The following is an 18,948-nucleotide window of genomic DNA, read 5'->3' as shown; positions in this document are numbered from 1 at the left end:
CAAACCCACCAGGTGAGCGGCAATCGCGGCTTATCGAAGTGCGCTCGCTTCCATCCCGGCTCCAATCGCGCACGGGCTGGCCGAAAACCCAGCAGGAGCTTTCCTGGTAGGGCGAGGTGCGCTAATGTAGGCAAAGGTAATCCTGAATGGGTGCAAGGCTTTTCACTCCCCGACGTGCGGTCGCTGGCGCTGACGAACCGGAAGCGCCTGCCAAAGTTGCGAGCCATGCCGAGCCTCTGCGGAAGGGACGCGAGGCGGCGGCGTTACTGTTGTTCGCCATCGCCGTCTTCCTATGCCTGGCGCTGGCCAGCTTGCGCACCGACCCGATGGACCCAGCCCTCGAGGGGGCCGACTGGATGGGCCCCGTTGGTGCTTTCGTCGCGGGAATTCTGGTGCGTGCGTTTGGGCTGGTTGCCTGGTTTGCACCGATCGAGCTGGCGCTGCTCAGCGCGCCGCTCTTCACGAAGCGCGCGAATCGCGCGAACGCCCTGCGACTGGCGGGCGATCTGGTTGTCGCGATCATCCTCTCATCGTTGGTGCAGGTGGTCGCTCCAGAGCTCCTAGCCTTCGGGCGAGCGCCGGCTGCAGGCAACGTCGGCTTGCTGTTTGGCGAGCTGATGCGCGCCATGTTCAGCACTTTGGGTTCGTTTCTGGTGGGCAGCACCGCCGTGGGGCTGATCCTCATTGGGCGGAGCTCCTTCTCCTTCATCGAACTCTGCCAAAAGGCGATGACCTTTGGTCGCTGGCTGATGGTGCGTTTCCGTGCGGCAGGTGACCGGCTGGGTGTCGCTTGGCGACAGGCCCAGGAGATCCGCCAACAAAAGCGGGCGGAGGCAGCCCTTGCCAAGCTGCCGCACATCTCCGACAAACCGAGCGATGAAGCGATCATCGCGCACCTCACTGACGACGACTCGGATTGGTCGCCCCTCGAGTCCACCGGCGAGCCGCCGCTAGCGCTCAGCGAGCAACTCAAGCAAACCTTCCAGCTGCGCGCCAAGCTCGACTCTGAGCCAGGGCAGACTCAGTCGCCGCCTCAAGCCGAGGAGGTGAGCAAGGCGCCTCAAGCAAAGACGCCGACTCCCACTTTGGCTGACGCCGTGCTCGGGAGTGACGACGCCGAAGATGTTTCTCCGCGGAAGCGAAAGAAGCAGAAGCAGATCGAGGTAGAAGCCCCGGAAGTCGAGCCGGAGCAGCCCGACGAGACACTGCTCGAGGCAGCCGAGGAGCCCGAGGCGGTGGACCTCACCCCCAAGAAATCCAAGGGAAAAAAAGCCAAAGACGTCGAACTCGGGCCTACCATCGTCGACACCAAGCCTCAGCAGCAGACCGAGAAGGCGCGGCGCATCGCCAAGAAGAAGGCAGGCACCTACGAGCTGCCGTCTACCGAACTCCTGGAGGCACCGCCGCCAACGATTCAAGAAGTCGACAAGGCTTCCGTGCTGGAGCTCTCGGATCGTCTCGAGAAGACGCTGGCCGACTACGGCGTCACCGGCAAGGTGGAGGAGATCCATCCAGGGCCCACCGTCACCACCTACGAGGTCGCGCCCCAGGCGGGCACCAAGGTGAGCAAGGTCGCGGGGCTCAGCGATGACCTGGCGCTTGGGCTGAGCCGCAAGGTGCGCATCATCGCGCCCATCCCCGGCAAGAGCCGCATCGGCTTCGAGCTACCCAACGACGAGCGCGTGCCGGTCAACCTGCGCGAGCTGATCGAAGACAAGCGCTTCGCCAAACTGGCGGAGAAGGCGCCGCTGCCCGTGGTGCTCGGCCGCGACATCGTCGGCGCGCCTTTCTATGCGGATTTGGCCAGCATGCCCCACGTGATCGTAGCGGGCGCGACCGGCGCCGGTAAGAGCGTCGGGCTCAACGTGATGCTCACGAGCATCTTGTATCACCGCTCGCCGGAAGAGCTGCGCATGCTGATGATCGACCCCAAGGTGGTCGAGCTCGCGCCGTTCGACGGCATCCCACATCTGCTGCTGCCGGTGGTCACCGACATGAAGCAGGCCGCGACGGCACTCAAGTGGGCCGTCGACGAGATGGAGCGCCGCTACCAGCTGTTTGCCAACGCCGGGACGAAGAACATCGGCACCTACAATCGCTACGTCGATCGGGTGCGAAACGGTGAAATCCAGCTGCCCAAGGCTGAAACGGTGACCGCCGTCGATGCCTCGGGTGAAGAGATTCAGATCCCCGCGGCAAAGGAGGGCGACGACGGCCTGCAGCTGCCGGACCGCCTGCCCTTCATCGTGATCGTGATCGACGAGTTCGCCGACCTGATGATGCAGCAAGGCAAAGACGTGGAGGCGTCCGTAGCTCGCCTCGCGCAAAAGGCACGAGCCGCCGGGATGCACGTCGTACTGGCGACTCAGCGCCCGAGCGTTGACGTCATCACCGGCATGATCAAAGCCAACTTCCCCACCCGAATCGCTTTCCGTGTGGCACAGAAGGTGGACAGCCGCACTATCCTGGACGAGATGGGCGCCGAAGTGTTGCTCGGCAAGGGCGACATGCTGGTGAAGATGAACGGCGCCAACGACACTCGGCGTGTGCAGTGTCCCTTCATCAGTGAGGAAGAAGTCGACGCGCTGGCTGACCACTGCCGCTCCCAAGGTGAGCCTGTCTATCAAGATGAGATCTTGAAGGCCGCCGAAGAGGAGGGCGGAGACGAGGACAACTCCGAGCCGATGGACGCGCGCTACGACGAAGCAGTGCGCATCGTGGCCGAGACCCAGCGTTGCTCCACCAGCTGGCTGCAGCGCAAGATGACCATCGGCTATAACCGCGCGGCAAAGATTGTAGAGATGATGGAGAAGCAAGGCATCGTTGGTCCGCCCAACGGCGCGAAGGATCGCGAGATCCTGATCTCCAATCACTGAGCTTTTTTGGGGGGGAGGGTAAGCCGCTCACCCCCGTTCAGTGCTGCGCGCCGCCAGGGAGCTCGCTACGCCGCAGCCGCCGGCTCGGTGCCCTTACGCCCCAGGTTCACCAATACCGCGAAGATCGCGCCCGTCGCGAACATGATCAGGCTGTAGATGGCTGGAGGGATCCCCATCTCGGCGTTCTTGAGGATTTCGGTGGTTACGAAGAGCGCGGTCGTGCCGTTCTGAATGCCCACCTCGATGCCAATGGTCACTGACTGCTCGCGCCCGAGTCGCACACCCTTGGACACGAAGAAGCCGAGGGCCAGCGCGGTGACGTTCAGGGCGAGGCTGCTCAAACCCGCCTGCGCGAAGAAATCAGGAAGCTTCTCCCAGTTTTCGCGCATGATGCCCGCGATCACCAGCGCCAAGAACAGCAGGGACAGCCACTTCACCGCCGTTTCCGAGCGGATCGCAAATCCGGGAGCGCGGCTGCGGATGAACATGCCGATGCCCACCGGCAGCGCGGTGATCGCCACCAGCGTGACGATGGTCTTCGCGATAGGCAGCTTGATCGCCTGCCCCGCGGCCATGAAGTGCTCGAGGGCCGGAGCGAGCAGCAGGGGAAGCGTGAAGGGGCTGACCAGGCTGACCACCGCCGTCAGCGTGATGGACAATGCGATGTCCCCCTTGGAGAGGTAGCTCAGCATGTTGGAGGTCGTGCCGCCGGGGCTCAGCGCCAACACGAACAGGCCAACCGCCATCGCGCCCGTCAGGCCGAACACCTTGATCACTCCCAGCCCAAGCAGCGGGAGCACGAGCATCTGCAGGCCAATCCCCACGGCAACTGCTTTCGGCTTCTTCACCACGCGGCCGAAGTCGGCGGGGACCAGGGACATGCCCATGCCGAGCATGATCACGAACAACGCCAGAGGCAGAACGACCTTAACGAGCAGACTCGACTCCATGACCCTCCATGCTCGGCCACACACCCCGCCCGCGCGTCTCGCGATACGTTGGACGCCCTCGGGCAGCCGAGCGGCCGAATCCTAACAGCTGTTTGGTAACCGCCGCAGGGGAAGTTCGACCCGGAAAATTCGGTCCCGCGTGGAAAATGCCGTGGAGGGGCGCAACTCGTCACTACATCGCCCGTACGCGCTTGCCCGCACGCCGCGACCGGGACGTATGATGAGCGCCTCCTGGGTTCTGATGACTTCGAGGTTGCTGGCGTTCGAGATCCCCGAGCCGCGGGAAGACGATGATGAGGACGTCGCGTGGGCGCTGCAGACGGCCGTCGTGCAGTGGAATCGTCAGGCCTACGCGGACACCATCACCTGGCTGCGGCGCGCGGAAGATTTCGCGAAGGGCGTCGGGGCGACTGAGCGAGCGGGGCAAATCGATCAGGTCGCGACGCGCATCGCAAACGAGATGGCAGACCTCGCCTCCAGCGAGGAAGAGACGGACGTCATCACGTCCGCGCCCAAGCTCGAGGCGTTCGCTGACGTCCGACCGCGAGACAGCTTTGGCGACATAGAGGTCGATGTCGTCATTTCAGATCCTGCAGCGAGTCCCTCCCCTCCAGCTCCGCCGGTCAATCTCGCTTCGACGCAGCAGTCCACCTATCAGAGCGCAGAGGTTGCAGCCGCGAGGGCGAAGTCGCGCCAGCCCAGCGAGCGCGAGCCAGATGTGACGGTGTCGAATCACCCTCCGCCGCCTCCGAGGCGTCCGCCTCCGCCACCACGCACTGGGGCTCCGCCACCGCCGCGCACTGGGGCTCCGCCACCGCCGCGCCCGCCGCGCGCCGGAGGTCCACCGCCGCCCCCAAGCGCGACGGGTATTCCACCACTTCCTCCACCGCGTGCGATCGCCGAAGCGGTGAGCCTGGATGCTGACCTGGTCCGCGACACCGCGGTCGAGATGGACGAGGAGCCCGGTGGGAACACGGAGCGGGTCGCTCAAGCGCTGGATCGCATGCGGCGAGACTCTTCCGTCGATGCGCTGCTGAGCGACACGCCTTCGTCGATGCCGGCACCGGTGTCTGCCTCCGAGTTGATCGAGGCGAGCGGCGTGGATTCCTTGATGGACTCCGCGGCGCCCGTGTCCATGTCGGAGTTGATCCCTGAATCGACGGCAGATCGACCGACGCCCGACTTTGGTCAACACAGCGCGTCCGAGGCCCCGGTTCAGGATGCTCCGACGCTCAAGCGGATCCGTACGGCAACGCCTACCGACGTCATGCCCGCGGCGCGTCGTCCGGACGCAGGCGTGCCGCGTCCCCATACGGAGGACGTCACCGAGCAGATGGTCGCCTTCGATCGTCCCACGGTGGTGGCTGACCGGACGTCGTCGGTACCCCCCTCGGTGGATCTGGAGTCGGAGCCTCCGGGCGCCGATCCAACGGAGCGCAAGCTCACCGCCGCTGAGCCCGCGTCGCCTTCTTCGTTGCCACCGCCAGTCGACGAACGCCCGACGGAGGTGCCCCTCAGCGCAGGCCTTGGACCGATGGTCGAGGGCGTTTCACTGATGGAGGTCCAGGGGCTGGAGGACTTGCCGGAGGAGGCCCAGCTCGAGCTGGTGCAGAGCGCGGAGCTGGTCACCCTTGGCATAGACGAGGAAATCAGCCAGTTCGAGGTCGCGTTGGTCACCGCCGGCGAGGTGCGAGTCATGCCAGCCGTGGATGATTTGGTCGCGGCCTCCGCGGGAGTTGGACATGTCGTTTTCACCACGGGCTCCCTCGAAGAGGGCGTGGCGCTCCGCGCTGTCGCGGGCGAGGCGGGCGCGACCGTTGCCGTGTGGAGAAAGGGCGCGATGGAACGCGCCACCGCAGACTGCCCATGGGTCGCCGACGAGCTGAAGTTGGTCGCGGATCGCTTCCAGTCCCTGGCGGGAGCCGCGATGGGCATGCTCGGCGAGCGCCTGGATGAGACGCTACGCGGACAAGTCACGGATCGTCTCGACGTCCGTCGATTGCTGCCTGACGAAGTGGTGGTGGAGGCGGGGAGTCCCGTACCGGGCCTGTTCATCGTCGGCGCTGGCCGCCTCGAGCAGGTCAACGGCGACGACGTGGAGGAGCTCTTGCCAGGCGACTTCGTGATGCCCGCGCAGATCCTGAGTGCCGGCAAGGCGCCAGCCACCGTACGCGCCGGCGCAGGGGGCGCCGTGGTGCTCTTTGGTGAGCGGATGACCGCCCATGAGCTGTTGATGATGGTGCCCCCGCTGCTCGAGATTTTGAGCGCTTGAGCCAGCGTCGGGTCAGGCCGGCTACTCAGCGCCAGCGACGCTGACAGCTTGCGTGTTCGAGTCGCGGGCCTCGATCTCCCAAGTCAGCTCTTGGTGGCCCTGAGCGCCCGCGAAGCGCAGCCCGAACCAGCGAGCCTTGGGCGAGATGGTGGGTGAACCATCGGCTTTCCGTGTGGGAAATCGCAGGCGAAACGCGCTACGCCAGGGCGTGGTGTAAGGGAAGTACGTGCGCTCGATGGCTCCCGGACGCTTGATCACGACGATCTCGCTGGGGGCGGTTTCGTTCCCCTGTTCGTCAATCAAGCGCACGATCCAGGCGGCGTTCTCCGCCGTGAGATCGGCCCACTTGTGCTTCTCTGCGAAGAGCGCGGTGTAGAACTGGTGGTACTCCCGCGACTCCGAGAGCGAGCGCTCGAGCAGCAGCTTGCGCTGGTCGATGGTCAGGCGATAGTCGGACGAGTAGCGCACGACGTACGCCCAGCGGAAATCCCAGCTCTCGTACGTCGCGGTGACGTTGAGCACGTTGTCGAGCTCACTCATGACGATGAGCTCTGCGTCCCGAGTCCAATCACGCAGGACGGCCTCATAGTCGGTGGAGACGTACTCCCGCGGTCCCTCGTGCATGCTGACCTTGGGCGTCCCGCAGGCGCAGAAGAGCCAACTCCCGACGATCGCCAGCGTGCCGAGGGCGAACCCTCTCGAGAACCGCGGTAGCCGAGTCTCCGCCACGTTGGCGCGTGGCTCATCATTTCCGCGTTGGCGCTGGCTCTGCCGCCTCACGCTGGGAACCATACCCTAAACTCGACGGATCAGCTGCGCTTCCTTGGCGGCGCGCATCAAGCGGTGATTGTTGCCGTGGCCGGGGTGGTCCGCCGTCAGCTCGCCCAAGAGCGGCCCGCCGCAGAGGTAGAGATCACCCAGGAGATCGAGCAGCTTGTGTCGCGCTAACTCCGCGCCTCGCATCGGTCCCCCGGGAGGCATCACAGCGCCCGCGTCGTCCAGCACCATCACGCTCCGTGGGTCTACGACCCGCGCGCGCCCCGCCGCGAGGAGCCGCTCATGATCCTTGCGAAACCCGAATGTCCGAGCTGGAGCGATCTCCGCCAGGAAGTGTGAGCGAGTGCCGTCCCAGGTAGCCCACTGTTCGCCGACGCCGGGGAAGTCGACGCACACTTGGACGAGCACGTGATTGGCTGGCTGAAAGGTGTAGCGCGCGGTGCCGATCGATAGCTCGCCCGGTCGCGCGATCACATAGCGAGGGGGCGCTTCCGGCAAGTCCAGGCCCAGCAAAGCGAGGCTGAACTCGAGTGCACCGCCATCCAAGAGCGGCACCTCCGGCCCGCTCGCGCGGATCTCCACGTCTTCGTACACGCCGAGGCCTGCCAGGGCGGCACACAGGTGCTCAAACAAATCTAGGCGGAAATTGGGGTCAGCCTGGACTCCAACCTGGACGCCATAGTCGGTGCGCAGCACCTCGAGCTCGTCGAGCGGTAGGCTCTTCTTGCCGATCCGCAAGCGCACCGGCCCGAGATCGCGATCCATCGCGACGCTGCACAGGGCGCCGGTGTGGAGGCCCCGGCCATGAAACGCGATGCGATCCATGGCGGCGAGCCTAGTTGCAACGGGTGCTAGCTACCAGTGAGACGACCGACGTCGCCCACGCTGACGACGAGTAGCAGCATCAGGAGCACGGCCATCCCAACCAGGTGCACGGTTGCCTCGACCTTTGCGTTGGCGCGCCGACGAGTGATCGCCTCGTAGCCGAGGAACATCAAGCGGCCGCCGTCCAGCGCGGGCACCGGCAGCAAATTGAACACCGCGAGCCAGGTGCTCAGCACGCCAAGCAGCATGAGATAGGAGTCGGGCCCGTGCTTGACGGACTTGGTTATCTCCTCGCTGATGCGGATCGGTCCACCGAGCTCCGCTTTCTCCTTCAGCGTGATCAGGCGTCCGAGGCTTGCCAGCATCTGGCCTACCAGCTCCGCTGGCATGACCACGGCAAGCTTCGCTGCCTTTCCGAACGGAACCGGCTCGCGAAGCTCCTTGGAGCTGATCCCGATTAGGCCTTTGCCTTCGGCGTTCTTCGGGGTCACGGTCAGCATCTGCTCGCTGCCTTCGCGATCGACTACCACCTCGAGCTTCTTGTCGGGGCTAGCCTGGACGGTGGTTAGCAGATCCTTCCAGGTCTCGAGTTGCTTACCGTCGATGCTCTTGATCGTGTCGCCGCTCTTGAAGCCCGCCGCCGCCGCAGGCATGTCTTTGCTGACTGTGTCGACGCTGAGCGTGGCCTTCTTCTCTCCCCCAACCAAGATTGCCGCGAGGAAAAGAATTGATGCGAACAAATAGTTGGCGAGAGGGCCCGCGAAGATCGCCGTGATGCGCGCGATCAAGCTGGCGTTCGCGTAGCTCTCCTTGTCATCCGGGTCGATGTCCTCCAGCGGGTTCATCCCGTGGATCTGCACGTACGCCATGAAGGGGATCGGCGCGACCTGGTAGATGGTGTCGCTGTCCTTCGGCTTGTGACGCCAGATGGCTGGCCCGACGCCGATGCTGAACTTCAGCACCTTCATTCCGAACGCCCGAGCCGCCACGAGGTGACCGGACTCGTGCACCACCATCAGCAAACCCAACCCCAAGATTGCCGCGACAATGCCGATAACCTTATCCATCGATCCTCTGTGTATAGTCCGCTTGGCCCATCGCCGCCACGCCCCGCCGGCGAGGCGTCAGCGTTGCTCGCCTGCTTTGGGCTCACCGATTTTCGAGCGGCCTCGAACAAAAGCGGCCGAATAGGACTTACGGGCGAGCTAGCCCTTTGGTTCAGCTTTTGGCGAGCTGTTCAGTTTTGACTCAGTCTTGCCAGCCCGGTTGGCCTACAGCAGGAACGAAACACCCACCGATACACTTGGATAGCCCAGGCGGAGCGTCAGGCTCAGGTTGTCCGCGAAGTGGTAGCGGCCACCTGCGTAGAAGACGAACGGGTCCAGTCGGTCCTTGTCGTTGCGCCGGAAGCGATAGGCGATGCCCGGCTCACCAAAGACCGACCAATCTCGAGACACCCAGAAGTTCCACTGCATCACGAGCGGCAGCACCAGCTCGCGGTAGTCGCGGCTCTCTCGTACACAGGTCTGGTTGCCCACTGGCCCAGTACAGATGACCGCGTCGGCGCTGCCGTAGAACAACAGGTCCGCACCGAAACCAATTCCAACGGTGTTGTTGATCGAGCTGACGAACCCGTTGTCCACCAGTTCGAAGGTGAAGCGCCCGCCAGGACCGTAGCCGTTGCCCTGAACCGGACCTGGTGCATTGCCCACGCCCAGCAGCAGATGAGGCTCGGCCTCCAGGGAGTAGCGCGGGTGAGCGCCGGGACGCTTGATGGTCGAGGTGTCCGCAATCGCGCTGCCAGCCAGACAGAGTCCAGTGACCACGACCGCGAGGGCGACCAACGAGGGAACGCGACGAGGGGAGGCGGGCACGTGCTTCGGAACGAAGCGCTGCGCAGCGACGCGTGATGTCATGCCTCAAACCTTACTCGAGGTGCCTCGGCGCGTGAGCCTTTCGTCGCTTTCCGGGCATGATCGACGGCGCGCGGCGCGGCGATTCTTGCGCCCTCGCGGCAGCCCAGAGCAGCTCCTCAGAGCACCTGTTCAGAGCCGGAGAGATGCGACTTTCGAGCATGCTTCGCGCGTGTTGCTCGGCTCTCGGCGCGCTGCTAGGTTGCGCGCCCCGTGATGCCGTGAACCCGCTGCCGAGTATCCGGAAGCAGGGTGCGCCGCGAGGGACTCGAGAGGAATCCATGACTGAGAATCTGCCTGCCGGCGCTCAAGCCGCGAACCTTCAGCTGACTGGCGGTGCCGCCATCGTGGCCCCCGTAAGCGCGTTCCCCGGTGGCGTGCCATCGAACGCGTTGATCCTGCTGCCGCTCACGCAGCCCTCTGACGAGCTGAAGGGCCAGCTGGAGAAGGGGCCCCTCGCCGTGACTCCCGAGCAGATGTGGCAGCTCCTCGGCTTCAACGGTCCGGCGGTGCAGGTCACGGATCAAGAAGGTCGTCCGATCGCTATCGGCTTGGAGGATCTCCTCGCTGGTCTCGAGAAGAACTGGAAAGAGAACAAGGACGATCTGAACGCCGGCCGCATGTACGCCCAGGAGCTCGTGAAGTACGGGCGCCTCGAGGCGGCGGAGAAGGCGCTCGCCAAGGTGGTCGCTCAAGGCGGCATGGTCGGCGAGGACTGGCTCGGACTCGGCGTGACCCAGCTCCAGCAAGAGAAGTGGGAAAAGGCGGAAGCGACCCTCAAGGGCGCGCAGAACTTGCTCAAGGGCAATCCGTTCCCCACGTTGCACCTCGCCAAGGTCGCCAAGGGCAAGGGCGATTCCGCGGGGGAACGCGAGCTGATCGAGAAGGCAATCGAGATCGATCCCAAGTGCGTCGATGCTTGGGCGTACCTCTTTAGCCAGGTGCGCGAAGCCTCCGATGAAGACGCCGCGGTCAAGGCGGTGGATGAGCTGGCGAGCAAGGAGGCGAACAAGGCCACCGCCGCGCCGTACATCGCGATCCAAGGCTTCTACGCCAACGAAGAGAGCACCCGTGAGCAGGCGCTCAAGTGGGCCGAGAAGGCCGTCGAGCGCAACAGCGACGACCCCCTGGCCCTGGTGTGCCTCTCCGCCCTGCACGGCCAAAAGGGCGACCTGCCCAAGGTGATCAGCCTGCTACAGCCTCACGAGGCGAAGATGGCGCGCGACGTGCGCCTGGCGAACAACTACTTCGAGGCGCTGTTCCAGAGCCGTCAGATCGACAAGGTCACCAAGCTCTTGAACGCACTCGCGGGTTCACCGAACCGCGAGGTGAAGCAGTTCGCCATCGAGCGCTCCCGTGCCGTGGCTCAGTACCTCCAGCAGCAGCAACGTCAGGTCGCTGCGGCTGCTCAACAGCGCTGAAAAGCGTTTCCGTACGGCTTAAAGAGGCCGAACGACGCGGTGCCCCCTTTGGGTGGCGCCGCGTTGCATTTTGTTCTCCCCCCCCAAAGAAAAAGCGTTCGAAACGCGGAGTTCTGGCGCGTTTTTGGGGGTGAGGTCCACCGCAGCTCGCCCCAAGCTGGCTCAATCTTAGTGCCGGCTGCTCGCGATGATCACGCTCTTGGCATCCGCCGGTGGCTTCTCGTCACAGCCGCGATGCGGCCCTCCATCCGTTACCGCGAGGATACTCAGGACGCGGTTCGGCGACTTGCTGCCCGCGGGTAGTCGCCAGGTTCCCCCGCTCTTGTCGTCCTTGTAGCCGTTCTCTCCAAGGCGACTGGTGTACGAGGTGAGGAGCGCGCTGGGGGCCTCGGTGGAGGTGAAGGCGTCCCACTGGGTGTAACCACCACCGCCGCTCTCGAGCACGCGGCCCGCGCACAGGTGTTTGAGTGATTTGTGCACGGGGAAGCCGTAGGAGCCCATCACCGCGTCGATGCTCGCCGTCTTGGGATCCTTGCCCCGCTCGGTTGGGGCCGGCGGCAGCACCGGCATATCCTTGGGCCGAACGCGGCGTACGGGGGCCTCCACGATGCCATCGTCGTCCACCTTCGCGGGCTCTTCGGCCTCAGCGCTGGCCTCCGGTTCTGGAAGCGCCGTGAGCCCCGACGCGCTCGCTGGTGCGAACCATGCGGAGGGATCCGGAGTGGCTTCGGTGCTCTCTGGTTTGTCCTTCTGGCAGGCGAACAAACCCAGCGCGAGCAGAGTTACTGAAGTGCGCCGAACGAACGCGATGGAACGTGACACGCGCGTGGACGAAGAATTCACAGTCCGGATCTTGGCCGCAATGCACACCCTCTGGCGACAATTTCGTTCGTGAAGCCTGGGGATTCGATCGTCGGAAAGTACGTGCTGAGGCGCCGCCTGGCCCAAGGCGGAATGGGTGAAGTTTGGTCTGCGTGGCATTGCTACACGGATCGCGATTTCGCCATCAAGCTGCTGCTCCCTGAGCTGGCGGAGCATGAAGAGGCGCTTGGGCGCTTCTTTCAGGAAGCGCAAGCCACCGGGCAGCTGATGCATCCCAGCATCATTCAGGTCTACGACGTCGGGCAGCTCGAAGACAACCGACCGTTCCTGGTGATGGAGCTGCTCGAAGGTGAGAGCCTCGAAGCGCGGCTCAGTCGCGAGACGGTGCTGGATAGCCTCGAGGTGTGCCTGATCTTCAGTCAGGTCGCCCAGGCGCTCAAGCTGGCTCACGAAAAGGGCATCATCCATCGGGACCTCTCGACCGCGAACGTATTCTTGGCCGCTCAGAGCTACGGCCCACCGGTTCCGAAGATCTTGGACTTCGGGGTGAGCAAGAACCTTGGGCCAAACTACGACGGCAAAATCCGCACTGGTAGCGGCGCGGTGCTCGGCTCGCCGGACTACATGAGTCCAGAGCAGGCGGGTGGCGCCGCAGACGTCGACCCGCGCACGGATCTATGGGCGATTGGCGTGCAGATGTACGAGTGCATCGCTGGCGCTTGTCCTTTCCGTGCGGCAAACTACAACGCCTTGATGCTCGACATCATGACGCGGGAGCATCGTCCGTTGACGGAGGCGATGCCGAGCGTCGATCCGGAGCTGGCGAGCATCGTCGACCTCTGCCTCAAGAAGGATCGGGAAGATCGCATCGCGAGCGCTGGCGAGCTGGCTGAGCGACTCGAGCGACTCGCGCTGAGCCTCGCGGATCAACTGGGCCTGGAGCGCCCGGGGCCGCGTCGGCGAGCAACGGATCGCTTGAGCGTGACTGCGGTTCCGCCGCGCGCGTCCTTTCTGCCGCCGTCCCGCGCTTCGCTTGTTCCAGCTCCAGCTTCGCGCGCCCCGGCAGCAGCGCCCCCAGCGAGTGCTTTGGCGCGACTGGGGCGTTCGCGAGTGTTGGTCGCGGCGGGTTCCGCCTTGGGGGGCACCTTGCTCGGCATGGCGCTCACCGCGAGCAGCGGCGAACCTGCAGCCGCCGCGGAGCGCCACACCAAGGCGCACACCACCCACGTGACCGCCGCGGAGGGATCCGGTGAGGGCCCCGAGGTGACACCCGTCGAAGAAGCCGCTCAGCAGTCCCCGGACTTGGTGGAAGCGATGACCCGCGGCCTTGGCCTCGACAAGAGCATCAAGACCGACGCTCCTGCGGCTCAGCCAAAGCAAGCCACGCCGACGCAGCAACGCAGCACCGGGCCTCGCGGGAAGGCAAAGCGAAAGGCTGCGCGGCATGGCCGAGTGGCGCTGCGCAAGAACCCGTACTGAAGCGCCCGCTGGGCCGCAAAGCGTTGGAGAACGTAACCGAAACGGCCAACCTGCGTAGGGGGTGGGATGCACGAGGTTTGGGAACAGGGCGTCGAGGCTGAGGCGGATCGAAGCGCGTTGCGCGTCGCGAGCAAGTGGCTGCTGGGCGCACTGTGTGGCCTGGCCGCGCTGGGGGTCAGCAACACCGCGTCGGCGTTCGTGTCGACTCCCGTTGGTGGCCACCCGGGAGAGATCGACGTCAACGCGCAGCTCACGTTGGAACGCGGCAAGCTCGAGCCCAACGAGAACCAGGCTTCTTATCGCAAGGTCAAGGGCTGGCAAGAGTACAAGCTCGGTGTGGGCTACACCTGGGGTGATCTCGGGCCGATCGAGTTCTTTTCCACGCGGCTAGAGGCGACCTACTTCACGACGCCCGAGGAGACCAACGATCCTGGCGAGTGGGCGATTCAGCCCGCCGGGAGCTCCACCGCCACGCAGATCCAACCCGAGTGCACCGCGGGCGCCGAGTACCTCGGGAACGGCCTGTGTCGGTTCTACGAGAAGGACGACGGTACGATCCTGAGCGCAACGTTCAGCGGAGCCATCATCCACGATCCGAAGTACGCGCTGGGCTTGTTTCTCAAGTTCAGCGCGCCCGTGGGGATGAACCTGGAGAAGTTCGGCAACCCGCGCATGGACTACTTCGCGTTCGGTTGGCAGGGTGGGGTGGAGCTCACGAACTGGCTAGCCTACGAGAGCACGCTCTATGTTGGTCTAGGTACGCGCCCCTTCAGCAAAGAGAAGAACGGCAGCGTTGCCCTGGGGAATCTGTTTCACTTCAAGGCCCGGCAGTGGCTGTTGCCTTGGAAAGCTGGCTTGAAGTTCGGCCCCTATGTGGAGGGCGACATCAACGAGCGCTTCGACGAGCGCTACGATCGCGCCTACAGTCCTCAAGTGTTGCCGCAGCCGGGCGACACCGAAGCTCACCAGCATCAGGACCGCATTCGCTCCGCGCGCTTCGCGCTAGCACTGCTCCCCTACTTTTTGGTGACTGAGCACCTGGCAGTGGAGGCGGGCTACATTCAGAAGTTCTTCGGCTACGATGCGCCCGCGACTCAGGCGTACTTCGTCGGTTTGCGCGGGCTCGCCGACTTGGGTGACTGAGCGGCGTTCGCGCGCAGCTAGCGCACTTTTCGCTGCAAAATCCTGAAGAATGCCCTGTAAAACCCTGGGCTTTGCGCTCCCACGGCGGTGGTGGTGGCGGGCGAACCTAGATCCGGTGATAACCTCGGGCCTCCCCGATGTTTTCATTCGTCTTGGCGGTCGCCTCGGCACTGACGTTTTCATTCCTGTGCTCGATGTCCGAGGCCGTCCTGCTCAGCCTGACCCACGCACAAGTCGCTAAGTTCGGCGACTCGCGGGCAGGCCGCCTCCTGCGTAAGTTCAAGCAAGAGATCGACGCGCCCATTGCGGCGATCCTGGTGCTCAACACGGTCGCTCACACGATCGGCGCCGCCGTGGCTGGCGCTAGCTACGGTGAGGTCTTCGATGAGTCCACGCTGTGGATCTTCTCGCTGGTCTTCACGCTAGCGGTGTTGTTGCTGACTGAGATCGTGCCGAAGACGCTCGGTGTGTCTCAGGCGCAGCGCTTCGCGCCGTTCGTCGCGGTGTTCGTCAACTTCCTCACTTACGTCTTCAAGCCGGTGCTCTTCGTCACCCACTTCCTCTCCAGCTTGCTGCGCCGAGGGAATCCGGAGAAGCCCGTGACCTCGGTGGAGGAGATCCGCCTGCTCGCAATGCTCGGTCGCACCGAGGGCGCCGTGGGGGCGATGGTCGCCGGAATGATCGAAGGCGCGACGCTGCTGAAGGAACTCACTGCCTACGATGTGATGGTTCCGCGCGGAGGTGTGAAGTACCTCAGCGGCAACAAAGACATCGAAGAGAATCTCGAGGTGATCCGACGCTCGAATCACAGCCGTTTTCCCTTCACCAAGTCGGGCAACCTGGACGAAGTAGAAGGCGTAGTCCTCGTCAAGGAGCTGATGTTCCAGCTGCGGGAGTCCCCCGACGAGCCGCGTTGGGAAAGGCACCTGCAGCCGCTCGTCGTAGTCCCTGAGTCGATGCTGCTTGATCAGCTGCTGCGGAAGTTCCAGGAAGAGCGCCGTCACATGGCGATCGTTGTGGATGAGTACGGCGGCACCACGGGCATCGTGACACTGGAAGACGTGCTCGAGGAGATCGTCGGCGAGATCGAAGACGAGACGGATCGCATCGATCGCTTCGTGCAGCAGCGGCCGAACGGCAACCTCGTGTGTCGCGGCATGGCTGAGACCCGCAAGGTCTTCGATCGCTTGAACATTCAAGCCGAAGACTTGGAGACCGTGACCATCGGCGGCTTCGTCGCCGAGCAGCTCGGCCGTGTGCCAAAGGCTGGAGACGCGGTGGAGTTCGGCGGCTTCACGTTCAAGGTGCTGGCTGCGTCACCCAAGCGCGCCGAGCGGGTGGAGATCCGTCAGGGACCACGCAGCATGGTGCCGCCGAGCTAGTGTGTTGATTGGTTCAGCGAATCACGCTCAGAGCGAGTCGAGAACTGCTTGCAGGTCGTCCGAGAGGCCGTCCTCCGCTGATGTCAGCTCGCGAAGCAGGTCGCCAATCAGACCCACGCGGATCAGGTCCTTGCCGTTTGCGTAGCGCATGCCGTCGTTTGCGAAGCGGTAGATCCCGTAGCCCGCAGGCGTGGCCTCGTCGACCATCAGCAGGCTCTCTTCGCCGCCGCCATCGGAGCCGATGAACAGCGCGGCGTGGTCACCCAGACCCGCATCGCTCAGCGAGCCGCGGATGTCGTCGTACGACTCATCTGCGAGCTCGGCCGTGGTCTCATACGTTCCAAGATCATCCATCCACAGGTGTGAACCCAGGGCGTAGGCGAACGCCGCGAGAGGCCCAGGCCCTAGCCCGTCGGCGATCTCCATCATTTCCTCGTTGGGCACAGGGGCAAGCTTGGTTGCCTGGATCTTCTCGAGCAGCGCCTTCAGTCCAGGTTCCAACTCGCCTTCGACGTACGGATTGTCCATCCGGCTACGATATTGGGGCAGGGCTGATAGCGCGACGCGAGAGATCTTCGGATTGTGAGCCAAAGCCTCGGGCCTCCCCGAGTTCAGCAGGTTAGAGTCGGGGAGCATGGGTAAACAGCGATGGGAGCGGACGCGCCCGCGGGCGTTGCGTTGGTTGCGAGTACCGTGCGCGGCGCTCAGCCTGGTTGGCTTGGCCGTTGCGTGTGGCGATCACGAAGCCGCTGAGTGCACGAGCTACGACTGCGATTCGATCAACAACCTAGGTGGCAGCGGTGGCCAGGCTGCTGCTGCTGGGCCCGGCTACCCCTGCGATGTGTACGCGGTGCTGCAGAGCAAGTGCTTCCGTTGCCACGGGGATCCAGTTGAGAATGGCGCTCCGTTCACCCTCGCAACGTGGGAAGACACGCAGCAGGATTACATCGGCAATCCGCGCTGGATGGCGATGCAGAACGCGGTCGAGACCGACTTCATGCCCGCGACCTTCTTCAACGATCTAGCTGAGCCGTTGGAGCCGCCGGTCGAAGGGCTCACGGCCCCCGAGAAGCAAACCCTCCTCGACTGGTTCGATGGGGGCGCACAGAGCGTGGAACCGGGTTGCGAGTTCTAGCGATCGACGCCCGATTCGAGGTTGGGGGTGAGGGTGCGCAGGTGCTGCTCCGCGCCTTGGTCGGCGGACATTGTCTGTCATAGTGGTCCCTGGCTAACTCTCAGGAAATGCAGCATATTCCGTCTCGTCGTTGGGGCCCGCTGGCGAGCAACCGAGCAGCCTCCACGGCGCCGAATTGACATCTGAACGGTTGAGCAGTATTTGTTCAGTCGTTCGCGGGACTAACAGCAACACCGCCGCCAACAACCGCACCGCTAGCCATGAGCCGGAAGCGGAAGATCAGGACAGGAGACGCGCCATGATGGACGACAAGGAAAAAGCCAAAGCCCTCGAGCTCGCCGTTGCCAGTGTAGAGAAGGAGTTTGGTCGTGGCGCGATCATGCGCTTGAAGGATGGCGAGAAGATCGGCGCTGACGTTCCTGTCGTGCCCACCGGCTCCCTTGGCCTGGACCTGGGACTTGGCATCGGTGGCTATCCTCGCGGGCGCATCGTGGAGATCTTCGGCCCGGAGTCGAGCGGTAAGACCACGTTGACGCTCCACGCGATCGCCAGCGTACAGCGCCAAGGTGGCGTTGCAGCGTTCATCGATGCTGAGCATGCGCTGGACGTCACCTACGCGCGTCGCCTCGGTGTGAAGACGGATGAGCTCCTGATCAGCCAGCCCGACTACGGTGAGCAGGCCCTCGAGATTGGAGAGATGCTGGTGCGCTCTGGCGCGGTGGACATCATCGTCGTCGACTCCGTTGCTGCACTGGTGCCCAAGGCAGAGATCGAAGGCGACATGGGGGACTCCCACGTTGGTCTACAAGCGCGTCTGATGAGCCAGGCGTTGCGCAAGCTGACGGGCTCAGTCTCTCGCTCGAACACGCTGTTCTTCTTCACCAACCAGATCCGCATGAAGATCGGCGTGATGTTCGGCAGCCCTGAGACGACGACGGGTGGCAACGCGCTGAAGTTCTACTCGTCCGTACGCCTGGACGTGCGTCGTATCGGAGCGATCAAGGAAGCCTCCAAGGACAAGAAGGGGGAAATGTCCGTGGTGGGCAACCGCACGCGCGTGAAGGTCGTGAAGAACAAGATGGCTCCGCCGTTCCGCGAGGTGGAGTTCGACATCATCTACGGCAACGGCGTTAGCCGTTCGGGTGAGGTGCTCGATCTCTCGGTCGATGCGGGTATCGTCCAGAAGAGCGGCGCCTGGTACTCGATGGATGGTGAGCGCATCGGACAGGGGCGAGACGCTTCACGCACGTACCTCGAGGAGCATCCCGCGCTGATGGAGAAGCTCGAGCGTATGGTGCTCGAGCGTGCGGGGATCCAGCGCAAGCTATCGGGACCGGCCGCAGAGGCGCAGGCCACGGCGAGTGCTGAAGCAGCGAACGAGAAATCGAACGGCGAGAAGTCGAACGGAGCGGCGAAGCAGTCCGCAAAGGCGCGCCCAAGCGCACGGAACTAGGCCGCCAACCGCGTCGCGTGTGGCGACGCAGGTCTGTCCTCCGTTCTGCCGCAACCGAATGGCAATCGAAGACACGCCTGGGACGGCACGTGTCTCAGCCGAGTCACACCGCCCGCGTCCGATGGATGCAGTGGTCAGTGACGCCAGCTCGTGGAGCCAGCCTGCCCTTGGACTTTGTTTCCACACCCTGTGGATAACCTCTGGAGAGGCTGGGCAGAAGCGCGTCAAACGGGGGTTCAGTTTCACCCACCCACTGCGCGCAAGCTGGGGACAACTCGCCCCAGATCGTGGGGATTTTGCCCCCCGGCTCCCGCCTTTTTGTTTTGATTTCAAGTGTTTGAAGTCAGCCGGGTCGGATCCCCAGGCAGGCCTCCTAGGTTGTGGAAATCATTGAGCCTCTGGGCCTCGCTTGACGGCGCCTAGGGCTGTCCGTACGTGCTGAAGAGGGCTCTCTGCGAGTCCCGAAACACGGGAACTCAACTGCATCCCACGCCGAAGGT

The 18,948-nt window shown here is 64.1% G+C and carries 15 protein-coding genes; 8 read left to right on the top strand and 7 right to left on the bottom strand.

What is annotated here, in order from left to right:
• The first annotated feature begins 146 nt into the window (after window positions 1-146).
• Window positions 147-2,876, top strand: coding sequence for a DNA translocase FtsK 4TM domain-containing protein (locus tag H6718_27845; protein MCB9589259.1), 2,730 nt, complete (start codon window positions 147-149; stop codon window positions 2,874-2,876).
• Between the two features lie 65 nt (window positions 2,877-2,941).
• Here the strand turns inward: H6718_27845 and H6718_27840 are convergent, their stop codons facing one another.
• Complete coding sequence (locus tag H6718_27840; GenBank protein MCB9589258.1) at window positions 2,942-3,826, bottom strand: bile acid:sodium symporter family protein; 885 nt, start codon at window positions 3,824-3,826, stop codon at window positions 2,942-2,944.
• A 241-nt stretch (window positions 3,827-4,067) separates the two neighbouring features.
• Here H6718_27840 and H6718_27835 point away from each other — a divergent pair, with 241 nt between their 5' ends.
• On the top strand, window positions 4,068-6,098 hold the full coding sequence (locus H6718_27835) for a cyclic nucleotide-binding domain-containing protein (GenBank protein ID MCB9589257.1): 2,031 nt from the start codon (window positions 4,068-4,070) through the stop codon (window positions 6,096-6,098).
• A 21-nt stretch (window positions 6,099-6,119) separates the two neighbouring features.
• On the opposite strand, the gene H6718_27830 is transcribed toward H6718_27835, so the two are convergent.
• The 4 genes from H6718_27830 to H6718_27815 form a co-directional block, all read right to left on the bottom strand.
• Complete coding sequence (locus tag H6718_27830; protein MCB9589256.1) at window positions 6,120-6,878, bottom strand: hypothetical protein; 759 nt, start codon at window positions 6,876-6,878, stop codon at window positions 6,120-6,122.
• 15 nt (window positions 6,879-6,893) lie between these two features.
• A complete protein-coding gene (locus H6718_27825; protein MCB9589255.1) occupies window positions 6,894-7,700 on the bottom strand; it encodes a UDP-3-O-acyl-N-acetylglucosamine deacetylase in 807 nt (268 codons plus the stop codon).
• A 26-nt stretch (window positions 7,701-7,726) separates the two neighbouring features.
• Entirely contained in the window at window positions 7,727-8,767 is a 1,041-nt protein-coding gene (locus tag H6718_27820) for a site-2 protease family protein (GenBank protein MCB9589254.1), read from the bottom strand.
• 204 nt (window positions 8,768-8,971) lie between these two features.
• Window positions 8,972-9,616, bottom strand: a complete 645-nt coding sequence (locus H6718_27815) for a hypothetical protein (protein ID MCB9589253.1) — start codon at window positions 9,614-9,616, stop codon at window positions 8,972-8,974.
• Window positions 9,617-9,894: 278 nt separating this feature from the next.
• Here H6718_27815 and H6718_27810 point away from each other — a divergent pair, with 278 nt between their 5' ends.
• A complete protein-coding gene (locus H6718_27810; GenBank protein ID MCB9589252.1) occupies window positions 9,895-11,034 on the top strand; it encodes a hypothetical protein in 1,140 nt (379 codons plus the stop codon).
• 168 nt (window positions 11,035-11,202) lie between these two features.
• On the opposite strand, the gene H6718_27805 is transcribed toward H6718_27810, so the two are convergent.
• Window positions 11,203-11,856 carry a hypothetical protein gene (locus H6718_27805; GenBank protein ID MCB9589251.1) on the bottom strand — a complete coding sequence of 218 codons (654 nt, stop codon included), beginning with the start codon at window positions 11,854-11,856 and terminating at the stop codon, window positions 11,203-11,205.
• Between the two features lie 69 nt (window positions 11,857-11,925).
• On the opposite strand from H6718_27805, the gene H6718_27800 reads away from it, so the two are divergent.
• The 3 genes from H6718_27800 to H6718_27790 all read left to right on the top strand — a co-directional run bounded on the left by H6718_27800 (window position 11,926) and on the right by H6718_27790 (window position 15,860).
• Window positions 11,926-13,335: a serine/threonine protein kinase gene (locus tag H6718_27800; protein ID MCB9589250.1), complete on the top strand. Its 1,410-nt coding sequence runs from the start codon at window positions 11,926-11,928 to the stop codon at window positions 13,333-13,335.
• Window positions 13,336-13,401: 66 nt separating this feature from the next.
• Window positions 13,402-14,478: a hypothetical protein gene (locus H6718_27795; GenBank protein ID MCB9589249.1), complete on the top strand. Its 1,077-nt coding sequence runs from the start codon at window positions 13,402-13,404 to the stop codon at window positions 14,476-14,478.
• A gap of 137 nt (window positions 14,479-14,615) precedes the next feature.
• Complete coding sequence (locus H6718_27790) at window positions 14,616-15,860, top strand: HlyC/CorC family transporter (GenBank protein MCB9589248.1); 1,245 nt, start codon at window positions 14,616-14,618, stop codon at window positions 15,858-15,860.
• Between the two features lie 27 nt (window positions 15,861-15,887).
• Here H6718_27790 and H6718_27785 read toward each other — a convergent pair whose 3' ends face one another.
• The gene (locus H6718_27785) at window positions 15,888-16,388 is read right to left on the bottom strand and encodes a hypothetical protein (protein MCB9589247.1); all 501 of its coding nucleotides are present in this window, start codon (window positions 16,386-16,388) and stop codon (window positions 15,888-15,890) included.
• A 106-nt stretch (window positions 16,389-16,494) separates the two neighbouring features.
• Between H6718_27785 and H6718_27780 the strand changes: the two genes are divergently transcribed.
• Window positions 16,495-16,995 carry a hypothetical protein gene (locus tag H6718_27780; GenBank protein ID MCB9589246.1) on the top strand — a complete coding sequence of 167 codons (501 nt, stop codon included), beginning with the start codon at window positions 16,495-16,497 and terminating at the stop codon, window positions 16,993-16,995.
• Window positions 16,996-17,293: 298 nt separating this feature from the next.
• Entirely contained in the window at window positions 17,294-18,448 is a 1,155-nt protein-coding gene (recA, locus tag H6718_27775; GenBank protein ID MCB9589245.1) for a recombinase RecA, read from the top strand.
• Window positions 18,449-18,948: the final 500 nt, after the last annotated feature.

Source organism: Polyangiaceae bacterium (assembly GCA_020633205.1).
In the GTDB taxonomy this organism is placed as follows: Bacteria; Myxococcota_A; Polyangia; order Polyangiales; family Polyangiaceae; genus JAHBVY01.
Note: the sequence above shows the minus strand (reverse complement) of the source record. Positions and strands in the feature narration are given on the sequence as shown.